This window comes from Chryseobacterium sp. 2987 (genome assembly GCF_031456375.1).
GTDB classification, from domain to species: domain Bacteria; phylum Bacteroidota; class Bacteroidia; order Flavobacteriales; family Weeksellaceae; genus Chryseobacterium; species Chryseobacterium vaccae.
Genome location: NZ_JAVDUN010000001.1, coordinates 723503 through 744646, shown reverse-complemented (window position 1 = coordinate 744646; position 21144 = coordinate 723503). Strand labels below are relative to the sequence as shown.

Here is a 21144-nt window from a genome sequence, read left to right as displayed (position 1 = left end):
AATTTAAAACTTTTTCACCTTAATGGTGGTGTCTTTCTTCTTATATTCAAAAACCACGGTTTTTGAATAACCTTCTTTTGGCACCTGAATAGTTTGGGTGGGTTGTGTATAGCTGTATTTATCATTTTCAATATAGAGGTTGTATTTTCCATCTTTCAGGAAAAGCTCAAACTCATTTTTTTGATTAACCACTGCGGTGTAAATTTTACCATCTTCAGCTTTTGCATATACCAAAATTCCTGTTACATCCGTATCTACAGTATCGTAAGCTTGTTTGATCTCAGTTAATTTCCCGCTTACCCTGATGTTTTTTACCAAGCCCACTTTACGGTTGATATTGTTATGTACCATAATGACAGGATCCATCATCAACCGGGAACCCGCACTTTCGTTCACCTTCAGTGTGTAAGTACCTTCAGGCACATTCTGAAAAATTACTTTTCCATTCTTATCCGTCATCGCTACATAATTGTCCAGTTTTACAATTTCATTAGTAAGTACAGATTCACCGGACTCCAGAAGTCCATTGAAATTTTTATCTTCAAAGAACTGGAACGCCACTTTATGATTTCCGAGAGCCGTAGCTGTGGTAAAATATTTTTTAATCCCCACTCTGAACTGGTAATAACTGCCACTGCTTGCATATTCAGCCGTGGATTTATAACCGGAAAGATTAAAATACCCCGTGGTGGACCAGGAAGGTGAAATCTTATATTCCAGATTACCGGTGATATTGCTGTTTAGATTTTTATAAAGTTCCGAATAGAAGGTTCCTAATGAAAAAGATCCGGTCAGACTATGATTTAGCATCTGGAAATTATATGAGGCGTATACATTATAGTTGGCGAAATTACGGTTTACATCATAATAAGAATTTAAATCAAAGACACTGGTTGCATTCCATTGGGCTGTTCCATTAAGGGAGAATGATTTATATCTGTAAGATAAAGTTGTTTTCAAACTGTTGAACCAGTCTGGTTTATTGTTTTCTTTTGAATAAGAATATTCTGCCGTCAGGTTCAATCCGTGTGCTCCTAATGTAGTACTGATGCTGGCTTCCAGCCGGTAAGAAAAAAGTTCCTGTGATGTGTAAAAATTAGCTGTTTTTTGTTTTTCAACCTTTGGATAAAGTAGGAAATTCCACTTCTTTAAAGAAAACTGATAACCTAGTCCCAAAGCTTCTGTACTGTTGAAATAATAACGCAAATTAGCTGTATTCTCAGGTTGGATTGGCTCACTCTGGAAACTCAGGAATTCAGGTTCTACCTGCGAATTCTGATATTGTATAAAAGCGCGCTGAGAAGCAGAAAATTGGAGACCAATCCGCTGATTTGAGAAAAAGGATCCCCGCTTGATCCCTGCATAACTTTTGGTCGCAAAGGAATTGACAGATTGTATATCCCATTTTCCTATTTTCCCCTCGTAATTGGCTCCCATTGAAGCCCCTGCGTTTTCATCGTTGTTCGAAAGACCTTTTTCCTGGCTCAGACCCACCTCCGTACGGATTGTATGTTTATCGTTAATTAACAATGATGTTACCGCGTTCGCTACCTGTGTATCTATCTTAAGACGCGGATCATGGTCGAAAATATAGGATACTTTCCCATTGAAAGATTTAGCATTCCCAAAAGCATATTTTGCTCCCGCCATGGTAGATCCTTCTGTTTGCTGGAAATAAGTACCATACAGATTATAATTGTTTTCCAGTGCAAAAATTTCAATCTGATTATTTTTACCAAATTTGGTAGAAACCTTCCCTCCTCTTCCGAAAACCGGATAATCGTAATCGCTGCTATTAACATTCCCCACCCGTAATACCGTATTTTTTCTCTCCAGTTCCAGCCAGGTATCATACAGATTATAACGGCCGTCTTCAAGATAGTAATCTGCGCCAATATTGAAGCGTGATTTTAAATTCTCTGTCACCCGAAATGCTGTGTTTCCTCTCAATTGAAGATAATTGAGACGTGAACTGTTTTCATTATAACTCATTTCTGCAAAATTATTTCCACTCACCGCTTCGTTTCCCCGGTCAATTTGTCTGTTATGTGATAAAACGACTAAGTAGAGCGTGTTGCTTCCCACGATTTTATTGTCAAGCAGGTCTGTCACAATTGCATTAATATTAAATTCCGGATAAAGTGTATTCTGTTTTCTGACTGCAATTTTGATCTCAACCGTTTGCTTTTCTAAACCTTCCAGCGAAACAGTTTGTTGTTTTGGCAAAATTTCCAGACCATCAGGAATGGATTGCAAATCAATCTTAACGGTTCGTTTACTATAACCTTGGTTTTCTACAATCAGCAGAATTGAGGATTGAGGTAAAGCAGGGTTAATGAAATTTTCGTATGTGGCGGTATAAATTGCAATGTTTTTATTCTCGCCTTTAGCAACGAGGAAGGAAGCGCTTTCAGTTCTGGTGGCCGTTGGGGTGGCGTAAGAAACCTGAAATTGAATCTGATTGGATCTCAGTTTCATAAAATCCACGTTGGCGATCAATTTCACGGGAAGGTTTTTAGACTGCCCCGCACCTAAAGTAAAGTCATTTTGGGGATAAAAAAGCAATCCCGGATATTTTTCCTGAGGGATGATATTCTGAATGATAATCTCTTCAGAACTTTTATTCTCAATAACCAGGAAATTAGTAAAAGTAGCCCCCTTCTCAACAGCTACACTGTCATTTTCAAAATAGATTCGGATATCCTTCTTTTCCTGCGCAAAAGCCAACGAAAAGTGCAGAAGAACAAATACAAAAAATAAGATTGTTCTTCTTAGGACTGATATCGATATTCTATTCTGTGTTTTCAAAACGTAATTTTAAAATTTAAAGTTTTTTTCTCCTACACGTAAATCATTGGATTCTGCCATTTTAATAATAACCACGCCAAGGAAGTTTCCTGAAATTTTCTCTGGTAAGGAAAACTGAACAACCTGATTGGTATCCGGAAGCATGGAGATCGAAATTGCGGGTAATTTTATTTCCTTACCACTGTCTTTGTCGGTAAGCTCAAACGCAACGGTGGCATCATTGATAGTGTTTCCATCATTATGGATGCTTACTGCAACCTTTCTGTTCGCTGTATTCTCCGTACTCATCTCTGAAATATTGGTAATATCCAGACTTTTTACATGGTTTCCCGGTGGAGTGTAAAAGATGTGAAGCCCCACCTCAAATAAGGTGATAATACCAATACCATTCTGAATACGTGCCTTATCTGCCTGCTGGGGAAGCTGGGTAAAAAACAGCATGCTGTTTGTAACGGCAGAATTTGATGCGTTTGCCGGAATCTGCATGGTTACTGCAATCTCCTTTGTACTTTTCGCAGGAACTGTTACGGTGTTTTCTAAGGTGGATACCCAGGAGGCATTGGAAGTTTTTGAACTGCCTGCTTCAAGATAAACCTTATTTCCGTCTTCTTCTCTAACCCAATCTTTATAGTTGAGATTAAAAACATAATCCTTATCCGAGCTGTTTTGAAGCGTAACTGTTTTTGTTACTTTTTCTCCTGGGTTACCGGTGAAAAACAAGCGTGTAGGCGACATAGAAATACTTTGTGCCAGAAGTGAGGAAACCCCTGTGAGGATAAAGAAAATAAAAAGGTGGATAAACTTGTGCATGATGTAAATAGTTTAATAATATAAGACTGAAAACGTAGCAAAAGGAACCTTTGCAAACTAAAATTTTATTATAAAGCAGTCGCGGTATAAGTTACTGTTTGCGTATACGTTCCGGCAGGTTTACCTAAAATATCAGATGATGATGATTTCGCCGCGGGAATGGTGTAGTCCAGATTCAGTGTTAATGCACTTCCAAGAGGAGCATTTGCAACCAAGGTTTTTTCTCCTGCAGATAAAACTATATCGTTTTTTGTCCCTCCCATTGTTCCCGCAGCCGTTGCAGCTTTGATAGTCAAAACATCTACAGGGATTGAGTTTGAACCATTGACGAAATTCGGGCCGCCTGCTTTTACTTTAACATTAAAGTTCTTCGTTGAAGTAACCTTCAAAGAGTTGGCTTTAGTAATCGTCTGATCAGAGTTATAGTCCATTGCAGTAACATAGTTAAAAGCAACTGTACCACCAATTGCAGTACTTCCTGCATCGATAGAGATTACATCGTTCAGGGTAATGGTTGCGGTTGTGGTTGCGGTTGTATTTTGAGCCTGAACATTATTAGTTCCTAATATGATTGCTCCAATAGTGAAGGCTGAGATTACGATTTGTTTTGTCATGGTAGTAATATTTAATTGTTATTTTGTTTAATTGTTCTCTTTTGAACATTACAAATCTACAACGGCGGTAAAAGTTTCTTTGTAGTGGAAAAAGGAAGTTCATGTAGTAAAATAACTACAGGATTACTCATTTGGTTTAAATAGAAAAACCCTCAATACTTAGAAAGTGCTGAGGGCATATATATTGATGTGTTTTTTTATTATAAAGCAGTCGCGGTATAAGTTACCGTTTGTGTATACGTTCCGGCAGGCTTACCTAAAATATCAGAAGATGATGATTTTGCCGCTGGAATGGTGTAGTCCAAATTCAATGTTAATGCACTTCCAAGAGGAGCATTGGCTACTAAGGTTTGATCCGTAGCGGATAAAACTACAGCGCTTTTTGTTCCGCCCATTGTTCCGGCAGCCGTAGCTGCTTTGATAGTCAAAACATTAACAGGGATTAAGTTGGTTCCATTCATAAAATTAGCACCCCCTGCTTTTACTTTAACATTAAAGTTCTTTGTGGAAGTAACTTTTAAAGAGTTGGCTTTAGTAATTGTTTGATCAGAGTTATAGTCTGCAGCAGTAACATAGTTAAAGTCAACCGTATTACCAATTGCTGTACTTCCTGCGTCGATAGAAATTACATCGTTCAGGGTAATGTTCACGGTTGTTGTTGCGGTTGTATTTTGTGCTTGAACATTGTTAGTTCCTAGCATCATTGCTCCAATAGTGAAGGCTGTGATTACGATTTGTTTTGTCATGATAGTAATATTTAATTGTTATTCTTATTTAATTGTTCTCTTTTGAACATTACAAATCTACAGCGGCGATAAAAGTTTCTTTGTAGTGGAAAAAGGAAGTTCATGTAGTAAAATAACTACAGGGTTACTCATTTGGTTTAAATAGAAAAGCCCTCAATACTTTTGCATATTAAGGGCTTTTCTATTTTAAAATTGGTGTTTACTTACAATGCAGTGGCAGTATAAGTTATTTTTTGGGTATACGTTCCCTGTGGTTTTCCCAGAAGTACCTTGGAAGCATTTTCCGCTGAAATAGAGTAGGCAATATTTAAAGAATGTTTGTTACCTAAACTTGCATTACTCACCAGCACCTGATCAGTTGTAGATAAAGTGACCTGATTCAGGGTTCCCTCCAAACTTCCGCCCGGTATTGCTTTTACCTGTAATATATCTACAGGAATTACGTTTGCACCACTTACAAAGTGTGTACCTTCAGATTTTACTTTTACATCAAAATTTTTGGAGGAAATAATGACTAAACTATTGGGAACGGTCACATTTTTTGCTGAATTATAATCATTTGTGTTCCCATAATTAAAATCTACAGCGCCTTCTGAAGCAACAGAGCCAATGTCCATTGCAATAACGTCTGATAAAATAATATTTACTGATGTACTCACCTGCTCTGAATTTTGTGCCATAACCTGTTTGGTTCCTAAGGCGATTGCTCCCAGAGACAGCGCAACGATAGAGATTTGTTTTTTCATGATTAATAAATTTAAAGAGGTGTATAAAATATTGTCATTCAGAACTAATTATAAATCTAATAACATTATCCAACATTACCAAAGCCTTTTTCATCATTGGCTACATATTGTCATCATAAAGTTTACGGATATTTCAATCTAGAGCTAATTCTTATTACGATCTTTTACTGTTATCAGTATCATAATACTTAAGGAAATTATTGAACGGCCCGGTAAATGTTTACAACAATATATATGAAACAATTATGGGCGGACAGTCATTAATCAATACATTAACATAAACCAATATACAACACCACAACATATAAGTATAATTATTTTAATTAAAATATCACATATATATTTAGTTATTATTATTTATTACGCATTTAATAATGAAAAATCATTATTTTAGTAATAAATTAAAAACTAAAACCAAATGGGGACTTTCAAAATTTTCATAGTTGACGATGACCCTTTTTTCGGAGAAATGTTAAAATACCATCTCCAGCTAAATCCTGACTACGAAGTTCAACTTTTCAGCACAGCAAAAAACTGTCTTTCAGCGCTTTTTCTTAATCCTGATATTATCTGTATAGATTTTGGACTTCCGGATATTCAAGGTGATGAGCTTTTTAAACAGATCAAAAATCTGTATCCTGATCTTCCCATTATCGTTATCAGCGGACAGGAAAACATAGAGGTAGCAATCAATTTTCTCAAACAGGGAGCAAAAGATTATATCGTAAAAAATGAGCATACAAAAGAGCTTCTGTGGAGCTCTATTATCAGGCTGAAAGAAAATATCTCGCTGAAACAGGAGGTGGAAGACCTGAAAGATGAACTTGAAAAAAAATACACTTTTGAGAACACCATCATTGGACAAAGCGAATCTATAAAAGGTATATTTTCAAAAATAAATAAAGCGCTAAAATCCAGTATTAATGTTTCAATTACCGGGGAAACGGGTACAGGAAAAGAAGTGGTCGCGAAAGCCATTCATTATAATTCACCCAGAAAGAACAAGCCCTTTGTAGCGGTAAATATGGCTGCTATTCCTAAAGAACTTGTAGAAAGCGAATTTTTCGGTCATGAAAAAGGAGCATTTACGGGAGCTGCGGAAAGAGCTTCCGGAAAGTTTGAGCAGGCTAATGGAGGAACCATTTTTTTGGATGAGATCGCAGAGCTTGATCTCAATATCCAAAGTAAACTGCTCCGCGCTCTACAGGAAAGGGAAATTACAAGAGTAGGCGGAAACCAGAAAATAAAGCTGGATGTAAGAGTGATTACAGCAACCCATAAAAATCTCGCCCAGGAAGTAAAAAAGGGCACTTTCCGGGAGGATCTGTATTACAGAATTATAGGCCTCCCTATTGAACTCCCACCCTTACGTGAAAGAGAACAGGATACTTTAATTCTTGCCAGACATTTTATAGACTTATTTTCAAAGGAAAATAAAATCAAACCTTTAGGGTTATCTGCTGAAGCTAAAAAAAAACTTCTCGCTTATAATTTCCCCGGAAATGTAAGAGAATTGAAATCTATCATTGATCTGGCATGTGTAATGTCTGACCATTCTGAGATAATGGCAGATGATATTAGTTTTTATACCCTTGAAAAAGATTCAGAGTCTTTTCTCGGCGAGCAAAAAACATTAAAACAATATACTACAGATATCATCCTACATTTTCTGAAAAAAAATAATAATGATGTGATTAAAACAGCAAAGTTTCTGAATATAGGCAAATCAACAATTTACAACCTGATTAGTCATGCTGAAACTAAAAAACTAAATAACAATTAGATGAAAGTTGCCAAATTACTTTTTATAAACGGAGAATTCAGATATGAAAGAAATGATGAAAACCTTGACTATCAGAAAGCTCAGCTCGTTCTAGGATATGGAGCAAGAAATCTTATTGAAGACAATCATTTTTTCTTACAGCTCAAAGAGAAATTCCCCCATGCAGAGATTACCTTATCATCATCGTCCGGAGAAATTTTCTGTAATGAAGTATATGATAATACGGTAACCGTTACCATTATCAGTTTCTCAACATCTTATATTAAAACTTCACAGATTAATATAGATGATTTTCCCAGCAGCTACGAAGCCGGGAGAACCCTAATGGAAAAACTTCCTAAAGAAAACCTCAAATGGGTATTTGTTTTATCAGATGGCAGTCGTGTCAACGGCAGTCAGCTGGTTCAGGGACTGAACTCCGGACGCCCTGATCATGTGTTAATTTCAGGAGGATTGGCAGGTGATGGGGATAAATTTGAAAAAACAGCAGTTGGCCTAAACCAGGTTCCTGCATCTAATCAGATTGTAGTAATTGGTTTTTATGGAAAAAATTTGGAATTATCTCATGCTTCATACGGAGGTTGGGAAAGCTTCGGACTTGAGAGAACAGTTACCCGTTCTCATCATAACATCCTATGTAAAATCGATCATAAAAATGCCCTTGATCTTTATAAAAAATATCTCGGAAAATATGCAGAAGAACTCCCGGGTTCAGCACTTCTTTTCCCTCTTTCTCTTAAATCTGACAATACCTCCTCTTCTGTTGTACGTACCATCCTTTCTATTAATGAGAAAGATAATATGATGGTCTTTGCAGGCGACCTTCCCGAAGGAAGTAAAGTAAGATTTATGAAGGCCAACATGGACCGGTTGATTGATGCAGCCAATGATGCAGCCAATGAATGCCTTGAAATAATTCATAATAAGCCTAAAATGGGAATTATTGTAAGCTGTGTAGGAAGAAAATTAGTTTTAGGAGACCGGACTGCTGAAGAAGTGGAAATGGTAAGAGATGTTTTTGGCCCTGACACCATCATTACAGGTTTCTATTCATATGGAGAGATATCCCCTCTGAAGCCCTTTGATGATTGTGCCTTACACAACCAGACTATTACCATTACCACCATTAACGAAACTGAATGAAATGGAACCGGAATTTCACAACCTATTAAAAAGACAGATCAACAAGTATCTTACAGAAGACTGTAAGTCTCATCCGCAGTTCAAAAATTTCATCAATGCTGTGAATCAGTCTTATCAATCTTTTGAAAGGGATAAAGAACTCATGGATCATGCTTTTAAACAAAGTGAGGAAGAGTATCAGGAAATCTACATCAACCTTAAAAATGAAAATATTTTAAAGCAAAAGTCGATCTCCAATCTTTATGAGTCCATCAAAATTCTTGATCCTGCCATTGAATATCTGGATTCTGAGGATCTTACAGAGCTGTCATCTTATGTATCTGAACAGTTGAGAAAAAGTTTTTTTTTGCAGGAACAGCTTAACAAGCAACTAGAGTTTCAGAAACTGCTGATGAATATATCTTCAGAGTATATTAATATTCCTATAGAAGAGGTATCCGAAAGCGTGAATAGTTCTCTTAAAGAGATGTCGGAATTTGTAAATGCAGACAGAAGCTATATTTTCAGATATGATTTTGCAGAAAACACCTGTTCCAATGTTTATGAGTACTGCAATGAGGGAATAACTCCTCAAATAGACAACTTGCAGAATATACCACTTGATATCATCAGTGAATGGGTGGAAGCCAACCAAAAAGGAGAAAGCATTTATTATCCGGATGTTCAGGAATTACCGAAAAGTAATCTTAAAAACCTCTTACAGGAGCAGGATATCAAAAGTCTACTTGTAATACCAGCCATGCTTCAAAATGAATGTCTTGGCTTTGTAGGTTTTGATTTTGTCAGGAATTACCATAAAGTATCACATACCGAGAAAAATCTTCTCACTATTTTTACTCAGGTTCTTGTCAATGTACGTGAGCGCCTCGTTCTTGAGAGAAATCTTTCCAGAACAGTAGAAATCCTGAAAAAGCTACTGGCGAATTTACAGTCCGGAATATTAATGGAAGATGAGAACAGACAAATTATATTTACCAATGATTTGTTTTGCAAAATGTTTAATATTCCAATTTCCGCAGATGATATGATCGGAATAGATTGTACAAATTCTGCGGAAGAATCTAAAGCTCTTTTTAAGAATGAAGATTATTTTGTCCAGAGAATTAATGAAATACTTAAAGAAAAGAAAATCGTAACCAATGAACTCATGGAAACCAGGAATGGGAAGTTTTTAGAAAGACATTATATTCCCATTTTCATTAAGGATCATTACAAAGGACATCTCTGGAAGTATAATGATGTAACGGAACGTGTTGTTACCCAAAACCAGCTCAAACAAAGTGAAGAACGCAACAGAATGATCATGGATTCAGCCATGAGTGCCATCATCATTACCAACCACAAGGGGCAAATTACTTTTTGGAATAAAAGTGCGGTCAATACCTTCGGCTGGACAAAAGAAGAAGTAGAAGGTAAAAAAATTCTTGAAAAAATTATTCCGAAAGCAGATAAAACGCTCTACACATCAATGCTGAATAAACAAGTGGAACGAAACGTTATCAAAAAAAACGGAGAAGAACTTACGGTAGAAATATCAGTTATTGCCGTAGAACAGGATGATAACAAATATTACTGCTACTTCATTAAAGATATTTCTGAAAGAAAAAGAGCGGAAGATCGCATCAAGAGACAAGAGGAAAAATACCGGAACATCATTGCCAATATGAATTTGGGCTTGCTGGAAGTAGACAACAACGAAACCATCCGCTATGCCAATCAAAGTTTTTGTGATGTATCCGGCTATGATCCTGATGAGTTAATTGGCAAAAGCCCCTCACAGCTATTTGTATACGGAGACAATAATCTTGAGTTTGTAAAAGAGCAGATCCTATTAAGAAAAAAAGGAGTTTCAAGCGTATACCAGCTTCCTGTAAAAAATAAGAGAGGAGAAATTAGATGGTGGGCAATAAGCGGAGCGCCCAATTATGATGATAACGGTAATCAACTTGGTTCGATAGGAATCCACCTTGATGTTACAGACCAAAAAAAACTGGAAGAAGAACTAAAACAGGAAAAAGCTAAAGCATTGGAGGCATCCAAAGCCAAGGAAGTTTTCCTCGCCAATATGAGCCATGAGATAAGAACACCTCTTAATGCTATTATAGGTTTTCTACGAGAGTTAAAAAGAATAAACCTTAATGCCACCCAAAAACAGTTTGTAGAAAACAGCTATAATGCTTCACAACATTTGTTATCAATTATTAACAATATTCTTGATATCTCCAAAATCGAATCCGGCGAAATGTCTCTGGAAAGCAAAAGCTTTTCATTACAAGAAAGTATCGAAAACGTTATTACCATTCTCCAACCTAAAGCAAAACAAAAAAAGTTACAACTATACGCTGTTTTTTCAAAGTCCCTCACCCCTACTCAAAAAGGTGACTCCTTAAAGATAGAACAGATTCTGTATAATATTATGGGCAATTCATTAAAATTTACAGATAAAGGTGAAATAAAGGTGGATTGTAATGTTCTTAAAGACTTTTCCCGTTATCAGACAGTCTCTATCTGCATTACTGATACCGGAATCGGAATGAGTGAAGAGTATGTAAACAGTATCTTTAAAAAATTCAATCAGGAAGACAGCTCTATTTCCAGAAAATATGGCGGTACAGGTCTCGGAATGACAATTACCAAAGAGCTGGTCTCATTAATGAAAGGAAAAATAGAAGTAAACAGTGAGAAAAATAAAGGAACTGCTATTACCATCACTTTCAATGTTGACAAAGGAAATGAAGAATCATCTTCAAAATCTTCCCAAAAGAAACAGAAAATTTCTATTCGGGGAGTTCATATCTTGCTAGTTGAAGATAATGAGCTGAATCAGCTGGTTGCAGAAAATTCACTGACCCATTTTAAGTGCAGTGTTACAAAAGCTGACAATGGCAGAATGGCAGTAGATCTACTAAGAAAAGAAAAGTTTGATATTATCCTGATGGATATCCAGATGCCTGAGATGGATGGTATAGAAGCCACCAAAATAATACGGGAAGAACTTGGAATCGAAACCCCCATCATCGCCCTTACCGCAAACGCTTTCAAAACAGAGATAGACAATTGTATTAGTGCAGGAATGGATGACTATATTACCAAACCGTTTATTGAAGAGAACCTGCTCAATATTATTCACAAATACACCAAAATTCAAAAAAGAACCAACACAACGATATCCAATATGAACAAAACACTTTATGATCTTAAAAATATACAGATGCTCAGCAGAGGAGATGAGGATTTTATTCAGAAAATGCTTTCCATATTCATTTCGCAGACCCAGGAAACAATTCCTTTGGTAGAAAAAGCATTTGAGGAGAAAGACTATGCAGAAATAGCCAGGCTCATCCATAAGATCAAACCCAGTATAGAAGGCATAGGTATCTATTCCATTAAAGAAGAAGTAAAGCAGCTGGAAGTATCAGCAAAAGAACAGCATACAGATCTTACTGAACTGTATACTCTATTTGAAAACATAAAAAAAACTCTTACTACCGTAATAATCCAGCTGAAGGAGAAGATTAAATAAGGAGAAACCATCCAAAATCAAGACTCAATTCCATATTTTGGAAAAATAAAATATTTAAATAGTTGATTTTCAAATAATTAAATACAGGCACAATAATAGACTCATTGTTTTCAAATTAAAAATATGGAAACAAATAAGCAAAATTTAAAGTTTTTTATTGTAGATGATGACAGATTCTGCGCAAGTGTGTATGAGCAGTATTTGAAAAATCATCATTATGAAGACATTATTTGCTTCAGCAGTGGCGAAGAATGCCTGGATGAACTTCATCAGAAACCAAACATCATTTTTCTGGATCACAATATGGAAGACCTGAACGGTTTTGAGGTTCTAAAGAAAATCAAACGTTTTGATCCCAACATTTATGTGATCATGGTCTCTGCACAGGAAAACATCGATACTGCTGTAAACACACTTAAATACGGAGCATTTGACTATCTGGTAAAAGATGGGAATGTTTCCGAAAAAATGACAGAAACTATAGACAAGATCTTGAAAATAAGAGAAGAAATGTCTCAAAACAAATTAAAAGGTTTCCGCAAATTCTTTTCAATTCTATTTTAAAAAAACTATGGCAAAAAAATTCATCATATCATCCATTTTCCTGCTTTTACTCCTTTCCTGTAAAACATATAATGTACAGGAAGAAGAACAGCCATCCCGAGGTATGCAGGATTTCAGTTTCGACCCCAACTATCAGTTTCGACCCCAACTACGAATACAGAATTCGCAAAGATGACAAAATAACGCTTTCAGTTTGGGGACAGGATGATCTGAGTGTGGGATCCGTCTATGGAATCTATAATTCTAACGAGGTTTATGGAAAATGGCTTTTGGTGGATATTAACGGAAATATTGAAATTCCAAAATTAGGAACAACTTCTGTAATCGGGAAATCTTTGCCCGAGCTGAAGGAAGACATAAAAACAAAACTTAAAAAATGGCTTGTGAACCCTATTGTTGATGTGAAAGTTCTTAACAAAGAAATTGCCGTGATGGGTGAAGTACGAAATCCTGGAGTGATTCAGGTCGATAAGGATCAGAATACATTACTTGAGCTTATCTCAAAAACAGGAGGTTTTGAAATGTATGCCAATTTAAAATCAGTGAAAATTTTAAGACAGGAAGGAGAAAACGCAAGGGTTACCAACATAGACGAAAGATGTTCCCAATCAGAATATTATGCTCCATCCGGGAGACTATGTTATTGTACCCTCTAAGAAAAGTAAGGACTTTTATAAAAGAGTTTCCACAATCATTCCTTTTACAACAGTTACTTCCGCTGCAGGAATATTAATTGGGCTTTTATAAAAAAAAGATCATGAACAACGAAAATATACGGTTTCTGAAACACTTATAGAAGGCAACATTAGCCTTGCAAGAATTGGCATTTTGTTCATTGGCAGTATCCTGGCTTTCCTCAAGTACAATTTTTCACAAAAAAACAAAATATTTTTAGAAAACTCCGGGGCACTATTTTTAGGATATCTATTAATTTGCCTGGGTATTTACATTACGAAGTTTGATCACAATACAGCGCATTTCCCTTATGGTATCTTCTTCATTCTGTTTGTATTTACCATCCCGGTCATAGATTCTGTAAGAGTATATACTGATAGAATTTTAAGAGGAAAATCTGCCTTCAAAGCAGATAAAACGCACATCCATCATCATCTTTTACAATTGGGTCTGTCTCACAAAAAAATTACTTTGATCTTTGTATCAATCAATGTTATTGTTCTTGCTATTCAAGTCATCTTTTTCAAAAACTATTCAGTTTATACCATACTATTATCCTTCCTTGCTTTCATCCTAATATTTAAGCTGATCAAAACGATCAATCTTTTTTTAACCTGGAAAAACAACATCAAACAAATGGAAAATTCATAAACATATTGCTCACTTCAAATGTCTGAAACTAAAATTGCAAGAAATTTAGTATTCTATAAAATTACATGATAAAATTAAACTTTTGTAATTCTTGTGTAATTTGGTTCAACCTAACCAAATGGCATCGAGAAAAGTGTTTGAAGATACTCTTAAAGTTCAGTAACCATAACAATTGTTAAGAATTTAAATATTGTTACCTCACAGCAGAGTAAAAAGAAGCCGGTATCTATAAATATTAATGGAGAATAAGTAAAACTATTTTCTTCGTAAAAAGAAAAAAATTACCCCATTAATAGTAATACCGGCTTTGTTCAATTAAGTAAACCTATATTAGCTTTTTGCAGTCCAAGCTTCCGCCTGAAGTTGCTTCACAAAATCTTCAGTTTCTTTTGGATGAACATTTCTGAAGTTTGAATTATCATCTAAAACTACATCAACAATACAATCAGCCATTGATTGAGGATCTAATTGATGCGCCAACGATTCTGCAGCACCATCAAATGCAGATAGTGGTGTAAAATTAGTCTCCGGATTATACCAACGGAAGATTGAATCAACCCCACGGTCATTAAACCCTGTACCAAAAACTCCTGGGTTACAGGTTGCAATTTTAATATTAAATTGTGCCAGTTCTGTTTTTAAACCTTCTGCTATTGCCCCCATGGCATGCTTAGACGAACAATATGCGGCAACATAAGGAACTGTCCATAATTCACCCATTGAAGTTGTGAAGACAATCTTTGCTGCTTTCTTCTGTTCAACCCATTTTTTTATAAACCCCTGTGCAACCAGAAGTCCTCCGAATACATTAACATCAAACATATCTCGGATCAAATCAATTGGTTGTTCTGCGATTGGTCCACCTTGCATTATTCCTGCATTGCTTACCAAAATATCTATATCATATTTCTGATGAATATAGTCCAGATCACGTGCATCAGTTACATCCAACTTATCAACAATAAGGTCAACACCTTGTTCAGCCGCTTCTCTTTTAAGGTCACTTACTTGTGGATAAATCTGCGCTGTTGCAATTACCTTATGTCCTTTTTTTGCCAGATCAAAAGCTACAAGTTTACCAAATCCACTTGCAGCTCCTGTAATTAAAATAGTCTTGCTCATTTTTGTATTTTTTAAACGTGATTAATTATTTATTTATTTATTTATTTGTAAAGATCAAAATTCAAACGACAACTCATCTCGCCATAAAGTCCATTTTCATATCGCTGGATGGTTCTTTTTGAATTATTTTTTGTATTAAATGTACAGCCAGTTCTAGCTTTTAAAAATGTATTTGTATTACGCACTGTATGCTTTTCCTGTTGTTTTAAAATTGCTGGCCCCATAATCTAAAATTTTCATCATTTGCGAATTGAATGACGGGGCCAATCAATTTTTTTATTATACATACTTTAAAAAATATGAAACCCGATTAATAAGCTAAATATTTACTGTTATAAACAATGCTCCAGATTATTTAATAAATGTATATTTCTGTTATGCAAAAATGTATCGATAGTTAAAAGTCCAATGAATAAAATTGCAAAACCAAGACTTATTCCTTTGTAATAATCTTTTATGAAAAACAACGATAATAAAGCACAAGCTGCCCCGAGAGCAACCCAGATTAATCGCAATTTTTTATAAGTACTATTATCTTTCTGAACTTTCTTGTATTCTGTCTTAAGCACCTGCATCGGACGCTCTTTTATCTTTATCTCTAATTCCTGAACATCATTACTTCGTACCGAAAGAAGATATGTTCCATAACATAAGTTGACTACAAGAAGAAAAGAGATTGGAATAACCATCCCTTGTCCAAGGCTCCACCCACCGCTTTTAAACAGCAGAACTATAATAGGAATAAGAACTATAGCCATCAGGACCATCCATCTACCCTGCTCAATTTCTCCTTTTGTCCATATTTGAAAGTACTGAATCATCTCGATTTTTTCCATTAAAGCAATATATTTACTTAAGCAATCTCAGAGGTTGTAGTTCCGTATTTTACTTTGAACGAAGAGTAGAAATGAGACAGATTCTCAAAACCAAGGTCAAGATAAAAATTGGTGGGTTTCTGTTTCTTATATTTAATCAGATGATAAGCTTCCTCCAGACGCTTGTCTTTAATCCATTGTTTTGGCGGACAGTTGAAAACCTTTGCAAAGTCACGTTTAAAAACAGAAATACTTCTACCTGTAAGTTTAGCAAAAGTTTCCAGAGGAACATTGAACATGTAGTTATTGGTCATGAATTCCTCCAAGTCAATAGCATGAGGTTTTGAAAAGTCAAAAAGAATATATTTAAAATCTGGGTTACTGTCTAAAAGCAGTTCGATGGCTTCCCTAATCTTTAAGTCAGCCAATTTCGGTGTGGCTTGCTTTGTTTTATTGATATATGGAGCCAGTGAAATAAAATAACTCTTCAGAAACTCATTAGGCTCAAAGAACATCTTCTGCTTTCCGTTGTAACGTTCCTTAACTGTAATCTTATTTTCCAAAGCATACTGTTGTAAAGTTGCTTTGTCCAATGTAATTGCAATAAACTTATAGTTGCCTGATTTTGAAGGATATTTAATGGTGCGAATCAACTGGTTTTTTCTAACCAGTACAACTGTATTTTCCTTTATTATTATTGAGTCCTGCTCGTGGAATACCTGTGTTTCACCAGCTAGCTGAAATCCCAAAAAATGGTCAGGATAAAATTCTTCTGTCCCACGTTGTGTTTCATAAATGCACGAATACACCAGCTTGTCAAAAATCATTTCGCGTGAAGATTCCATAATATTTTTTTTAGTTACAAGATTGCGGAAGCTCCAGAACTTGCAATTTCTTTATCCTGATCTGTTGTCCCACCAGAGCTACCAATGGCACCGATAACAATACCATCCTTATTTTTTATCACAACACCACCTGCAATTGTCAACAGGCCGTCATTCGAATTAATCATGCCATATGAGTGAAGTTCTGCTCCCGCAATAATTGTCCCCATAACATCACTGTCCACACCGAACATTACAGCTGTTTTTGCTTTTTTTATTGCAAAATCAACAACTCCATAAACACTATCTAATCTGGCAAAAGCGACCAAATGCCCTCCCGTGTCTACAACTGCAATACTTACAGGTAAATTTAAACTTCTTGCTTTTTCAATTGCAGTATTTAATACCAAATTTGATTGTTCATAACTGATATTCATTTTATTTATATTTTATTATTTTGAATTATCCTCTCTTAATGGGCTGTATTTTTTTAAATTTTTTCTAAAACGTCTCTCCCCTATTTCAACATCGTACGTTTTTCCTTTTCTACACTACAACATAAGCAGCTAAAATTGACAAAGAACCATTTAACTCATCCTGTAATAATCATAATGTAAAATTAAAACAATCAAAATGAGGTTTATAGTTTTATTTAGCTCAATTTTATATTTCTAAAAAGTCCAATGATTTAGAATACACATAGCCAGATCAGCGTAAAAATTCTTTATTTAATACATTTGCAAAATGAGATTGTTATTTAATCTACAACACTGATCAAGTATAAATCTCGCCAAAAGCAAAATATTGTATTTTTGAACAGATTGCTTTTACCCTAATGAACAGAGCTACTTTATTTAAAGGCGATATTCTTTGAGTGAAATTGATATAATAAAGATTTAGAAAAGTTCAAAGGTCTTATCCCATACCTGTTATCTTTAGCTCCTTTAAATCAAGCTGCAATTCGGCATTACGAATTTCATCATCACTAAAAAACTTCTCCTTCCGAAGTTTGAATAATTCCTTTCGCTGCAAAGCATAAATTAATAATAAGTTACTATCATAAATTTCCTTCTTTTTATTTTCCAGTGAAAGTGTATTCTTGTTCAAGGAATCATTCTCACTCTCCAGCTCTGCTTTATAATATTGTAAAACTTCAATTTCCTGAACATTATCAGTTCTTTTATTATTTACATAGTTCAAAGCAACAGTATTCAATCTAAACTGAATACCAACCCTTTGTTTATCCTCAGGAACTATTTCGTCGATTTCGCGTACTTTTATCAATCTGATTAAAAACGGAAGGCTTAGTCCCTGAAAAACAAGGGTAACAAAAATGACAATAAAAGTGATAAAGATTATCAGGTTACGATGTGGAAACCGAACATCGTCGTTAATCATTATGGGAATGGATAATGCTGTAGCCAATGAAACAACTCCCCGCATTCCTGACCAGCTGAGCACCATAGATCCCTTCCATCCTCCTGATGGATTCATTCTTGCTTTAGCGCTCATTAAACGGAGAAGATAAGTGGATGAAAATACCCAAAGAAAACGAACCCCTATTGTAATTACACTTATTGCCACTCCATATTTTACAGCGTCCATAATTGAATATCCTTCCAAGCCAGAAACTATTTCCGGAAGCTCCAGACCAATCAATATAAAGACCAGCGCATTCATTACAAAGATCATGGTAGTCCACACTCCGAGCATATTCAATCTTGTACTTCCTGTCTGAAATACTTCATGAGATCGGTAAGACATAAAAAGTCCACCAGTTACAACAGCCATCACTCCCGAGTAATGGAACTGTTCAGCAATTAGGAAAAGAATATAGGGGGTCATCACCGTCAAAACTCCATCAATTGCAGGGGTTGTCGGAAGGAATCTATGGATAACATACATCATATTAGCACCAATCAGACCGATGACAATTCCCATTCCTGCTACAAGAAAAAAATCACCGGTTGCTTCCTCCATTGAAAAAGTGCCTGACAAAACAGCAATTAAGGCAAATTTGAATACGATCAGTGAGGATGCATCATTAATCAAACTTTCCCCTTCTAAAATTGTCATCAATCTTTTGGGAACATTCATTCCTTTGAGAACTGTGGCGGCAGCCACTGCATCGGGCGGTGAAACGATTCCCCCTATCAAAAAACCGAGAGCGACTGTAAAACCAGGAATAAGGGCGTAAGATGAGAATGCTATTATTGAAGAAGTAAAAAAAACAAGCCCAAAAGCAAGTAAGGCAATTGGATATTTCCATTTCCAAAAATCATTCCACGAAGTATACCAAGCTGCTTCATATAGCAATGGTGGAAGAAAAATCAAAAAAATGAGATCCGGATCCAAATGAAGTAAAGGAACCCCCGGTATGAAACTGATGCCCAGTCCGGCAACTACCAAAAAAATTGGGTAGGCTATTTTCACCTTATTGGCAAGTAAAACCAACAGCATTACCACAAAAAGCAAACCTAATATGATTAATAAATTGTTATGCATAAAAATTATAGCTTTAAAGATCAATAGAATTAATAATTATGGTTTTCATTACTTCTGTTGAATTCATAGTAAGTTTTATTATTACCTTTTAAACAAACCTAAATTTTCTAGAGATATAGTAAAAATGAGCCATCCAAGATGCTTGTTTCCTAATATTCTGTCAGTCTGGTACATATATATAATCTGAGGATTAAGCCATTCTAAAAGCTTTATTTCTCCACCAAGAATAATACGATTTCTATTAATTGTTCCATTATCAAGGTTTAAAAAAACTTCATCATAAAGATAGATGTTTAGCTCTTTTTTTAATAATTGGGTCCTATGGTTTATTCCTAGCCGATTTCTATAGAACGACAGGTCAGCCAAGTCTTTCCTAAAGCGGTAAAAATACATATTACGGTCTGTAATTGTCCAATTTTTAGCAACCGGAAACGAAAAGACAGCACTTGCCAGGATCTGATGCTCATATAATGTGGAAATACCATCAGGTTTTATACCAGCATAGGTATAACCTGGAATAAAGGTCAGGTATTTATTAATCACAAAACTGGGCAGAACAACCAACGCCTTTAAATTGTCACTTGGACTATATCCTGCGTATATTGTCAGTTTATTGTTTTTAAAAGTATTTGCACTTACTCCGGCTACAAAAAAAGAACTTTTGCCATCTATATCCTGAGCGTATAAGGAATTTACATTTATTACAAACAAAAAAATAGCGACAAATAAAGTCTTGTTTTTCATAGTATTATTTATTCTATTTCTGTTGTAGTGGCTTTATACTTTAATTTAAAAGAAGAATAAAAATGTGACAGATTCTCAAACCCAATGTCAAGATAGAAATCTATTGGTTTCTGCTTTTTATATTTAATCAGATGGTAGGCCTCCTCTAATCTTTTATTTTTGAGCCATTGTTTAGGTGTACAATTAAAGATCTTTGAAAAATTCCGTTTAAATGTTGAAATACTCGTACCAGTTAATTTTGCAAAGGTTTCTAAGGGTACATTGAACATAAAGTTTTTATTCATAAAACCTTCAAGATCATTTTTTTGTGACTCTGAAAAATCAAATAAAACGTATCCAAAAACCGGATTACTATCTATAAGTAATTCTATAACCTCTTTGATTTTCCCATCCACCAATATTGCAGTTGCTTGTTTTGTTTTATTGATATAAGGAGCTAACAAGAGAAAGTAACTGTGTAAAAATTCACTGGGCTCAAAAATAAACTCATCGACTTCATGATAATGTTCTTTGATTTCTATTTCATTTTCTATTGCATACTGTTTTAAAGTTGCATTATCCAATGTAATTGTAATAAATTTATAAACACCTGATTTTGACGGATAATTAGTAGTTCGGAATAATTGGTTTTTTCTTAATAATACCGCCATATTCTCTTTGATCAAATGAGTACTTTGTTCAAGAAGTATATGGGTTTCCCCTGCCAGTTGAAAACCTAAAATATGTTCACCATAGAAATCTTCTTTTCCTCGCTGAGCTTCATATAAACATGAATACTCCAGCCTGTCAAATATAAATTCGCTCATTGTCTTCATAGGTTCATTTTTTGTTATTTGTTTCACCTGACCGGAATACCCAATTATTATTACCAAAGCTATTTGAAGAAATATCGCGCTATTAGAGCAATATTCTTAATTCGATATAATGATAGAGTTCTCTTTACAAAATTACAGGTAAACAAATCATAGTTTTATATGTATTTAGCTCAAGTACATATTGCTAAAAGGCTCAAGTCGACTTTAAATCGCCCTATAAATTAAAAATATAGAAAACTTCACCATCAAAAATGAT

19 protein-coding genes are annotated in these 21144 nt (G+C 35.2%); 6 read left to right on the top strand and 13 right to left on the bottom strand.

Translation table 11 applies throughout. The features are described from left to right. Window positions 1-3: 3 nt before the first annotated feature. The 5 genes from J2Y40_RS03375 to J2Y40_RS03355 all read right to left on the bottom strand — a co-directional run bounded on the left by J2Y40_RS03375 (window position 4) and on the right by J2Y40_RS03355 (window position 5724). Entirely contained in the window at window positions 4-2808 is a 2805-nt protein-coding gene (locus tag J2Y40_RS03375; protein ID WP_309996951.1) for a hypothetical protein, read from the bottom strand. Window positions 2809-2817: 9 nt separating this feature from the next. Further along, on the bottom strand, window positions 2818-3618 hold the full coding sequence (locus tag J2Y40_RS03370; protein WP_309996948.1) for a WxL protein peptidoglycan domain-containing protein: 801 nt from the start codon (window positions 3616-3618) through the stop codon (window positions 2818-2820). Window positions 3619-3686: 68 nt separating this feature from the next. Beyond that, window positions 3687-4232: a peptidoglycan-binding protein LysM gene (locus tag J2Y40_RS03365; RefSeq protein WP_153393655.1), complete on the bottom strand. Its 546-nt coding sequence runs from the start codon at window positions 4230-4232 to the stop codon at window positions 3687-3689. 200 nt (window positions 4233-4432) lie between these two features. Beyond that, window positions 4433-4978 (bottom strand): peptidoglycan-binding protein LysM, encoded by a 546-nt coding sequence (locus J2Y40_RS03360; RefSeq protein ID WP_153393657.1) that lies wholly within the window; start codon window positions 4976-4978, stop codon window positions 4433-4435. A gap of 203 nt (window positions 4979-5181) precedes the next feature. Beyond that, complete coding sequence (locus J2Y40_RS03355) at window positions 5182-5724, bottom strand: peptidoglycan-binding protein LysM (protein WP_153393659.1); 543 nt, start codon at window positions 5722-5724, stop codon at window positions 5182-5184. 418 nt (window positions 5725-6142) lie between these two features. On the opposite strand from J2Y40_RS03355, the gene J2Y40_RS03350 reads away from it, so the two are divergent. The 6 genes from J2Y40_RS03350 (at window position 6143) to J2Y40_RS23955 (ending at window position 14063) form a co-directional block, all read left to right on the top strand. Next, a complete protein-coding gene (locus J2Y40_RS03350) occupies window positions 6143-7507 on the top strand; it encodes a sigma-54 dependent transcriptional regulator (protein ID WP_309996943.1) in 1365 nt (454 codons plus the stop codon). Further along, a complete protein-coding gene (locus J2Y40_RS03345) occupies window positions 7508-8650 on the top strand; it encodes an FIST signal transduction protein (RefSeq protein ID WP_153393663.1) in 1143 nt (380 codons plus the stop codon). Continuing rightward, on the top strand, window positions 8592-12173 hold the full coding sequence (locus J2Y40_RS03340; RefSeq protein ID WP_153393665.1) for a PAS domain S-box protein: 3582 nt from the start codon (window positions 8592-8594) through the stop codon (window positions 12171-12173). The genes J2Y40_RS03345 and J2Y40_RS03340 overlap by 59 nt, the downstream gene beginning before the upstream one ends. Window positions 12174-12296: 123 nt before the next feature. Beyond that, entirely contained in the window at window positions 12297-12737 is a 441-nt protein-coding gene (locus J2Y40_RS03335; RefSeq protein ID WP_153393667.1) for a response regulator, read from the top strand. Window positions 12738-12808: 71 nt separating this feature from the next. Further along, entirely contained in the window at window positions 12809-13393 is a 585-nt protein-coding gene (locus J2Y40_RS03330; RefSeq protein WP_153393669.1) for a polysaccharide biosynthesis/export family protein, read from the top strand. Window positions 13394-13529: 136 nt separating this feature from the next. Next, window positions 13530-14063 (top strand): hypothetical protein, encoded by a 534-nt coding sequence (locus J2Y40_RS23955; protein WP_409017665.1) that lies wholly within the window; start codon window positions 13530-13532, stop codon window positions 14061-14063. Window positions 14064-14393: 330 nt separating this feature from the next. On the opposite strand, the gene J2Y40_RS03325 is transcribed toward J2Y40_RS23955, so the two are convergent. The 8 genes from J2Y40_RS03325 to J2Y40_RS03290 form a co-directional block, all read right to left on the bottom strand. Beyond that, window positions 14394-15185, bottom strand: coding sequence for an SDR family oxidoreductase (locus J2Y40_RS03325; protein WP_153393671.1), 792 nt, complete (start codon window positions 15183-15185; stop codon window positions 14394-14396). Window positions 15186-15226: 41 nt separating this feature from the next. After that, on the bottom strand, window positions 15227-15409 hold the full coding sequence (locus tag J2Y40_RS03320; RefSeq protein ID WP_309996926.1) for a hypothetical protein: 183 nt from the start codon (window positions 15407-15409) through the stop codon (window positions 15227-15229). Between the two features lie 108 nt (window positions 15410-15517). After that, window positions 15518-16021 carry a hypothetical protein gene (locus tag J2Y40_RS03315; RefSeq protein ID WP_153393673.1) on the bottom strand — a complete coding sequence of 168 codons (504 nt, stop codon included), beginning with the start codon at window positions 16019-16021 and terminating at the stop codon, window positions 15518-15520. Between the two features lie 17 nt (window positions 16022-16038). Next, the gene (locus tag J2Y40_RS03310) at window positions 16039-16845 is read right to left on the bottom strand and encodes an AraC family transcriptional regulator (protein ID WP_153393675.1); all 807 of its coding nucleotides are present in this window, start codon (window positions 16843-16845) and stop codon (window positions 16039-16041) included. 14 nt (window positions 16846-16859) lie between these two features. After that, a complete protein-coding gene (locus tag J2Y40_RS03305; RefSeq protein WP_153393677.1) occupies window positions 16860-17261 on the bottom strand; it encodes a heme-binding protein in 402 nt (133 codons plus the stop codon). A gap of 478 nt (window positions 17262-17739) precedes the next feature. Continuing rightward, window positions 17740-19329, bottom strand: a complete 1590-nt coding sequence (locus J2Y40_RS03300) for a Na+/H+ antiporter (protein WP_153393679.1) — start codon at window positions 19327-19329, stop codon at window positions 17740-17742. 81 nt (window positions 19330-19410) lie between these two features. Continuing rightward, complete coding sequence (locus tag J2Y40_RS03295; protein ID WP_153393681.1) at window positions 19411-20073, bottom strand: DUF2490 domain-containing protein; 663 nt, start codon at window positions 20071-20073, stop codon at window positions 19411-19413. Between the two features lie 8 nt (window positions 20074-20081). After that, a complete protein-coding gene (locus tag J2Y40_RS03290) occupies window positions 20082-20888 on the bottom strand; it encodes an AraC family transcriptional regulator (RefSeq protein WP_153393682.1) in 807 nt (268 codons plus the stop codon). Window positions 20889-21144: the final 256 nt, after the last annotated feature.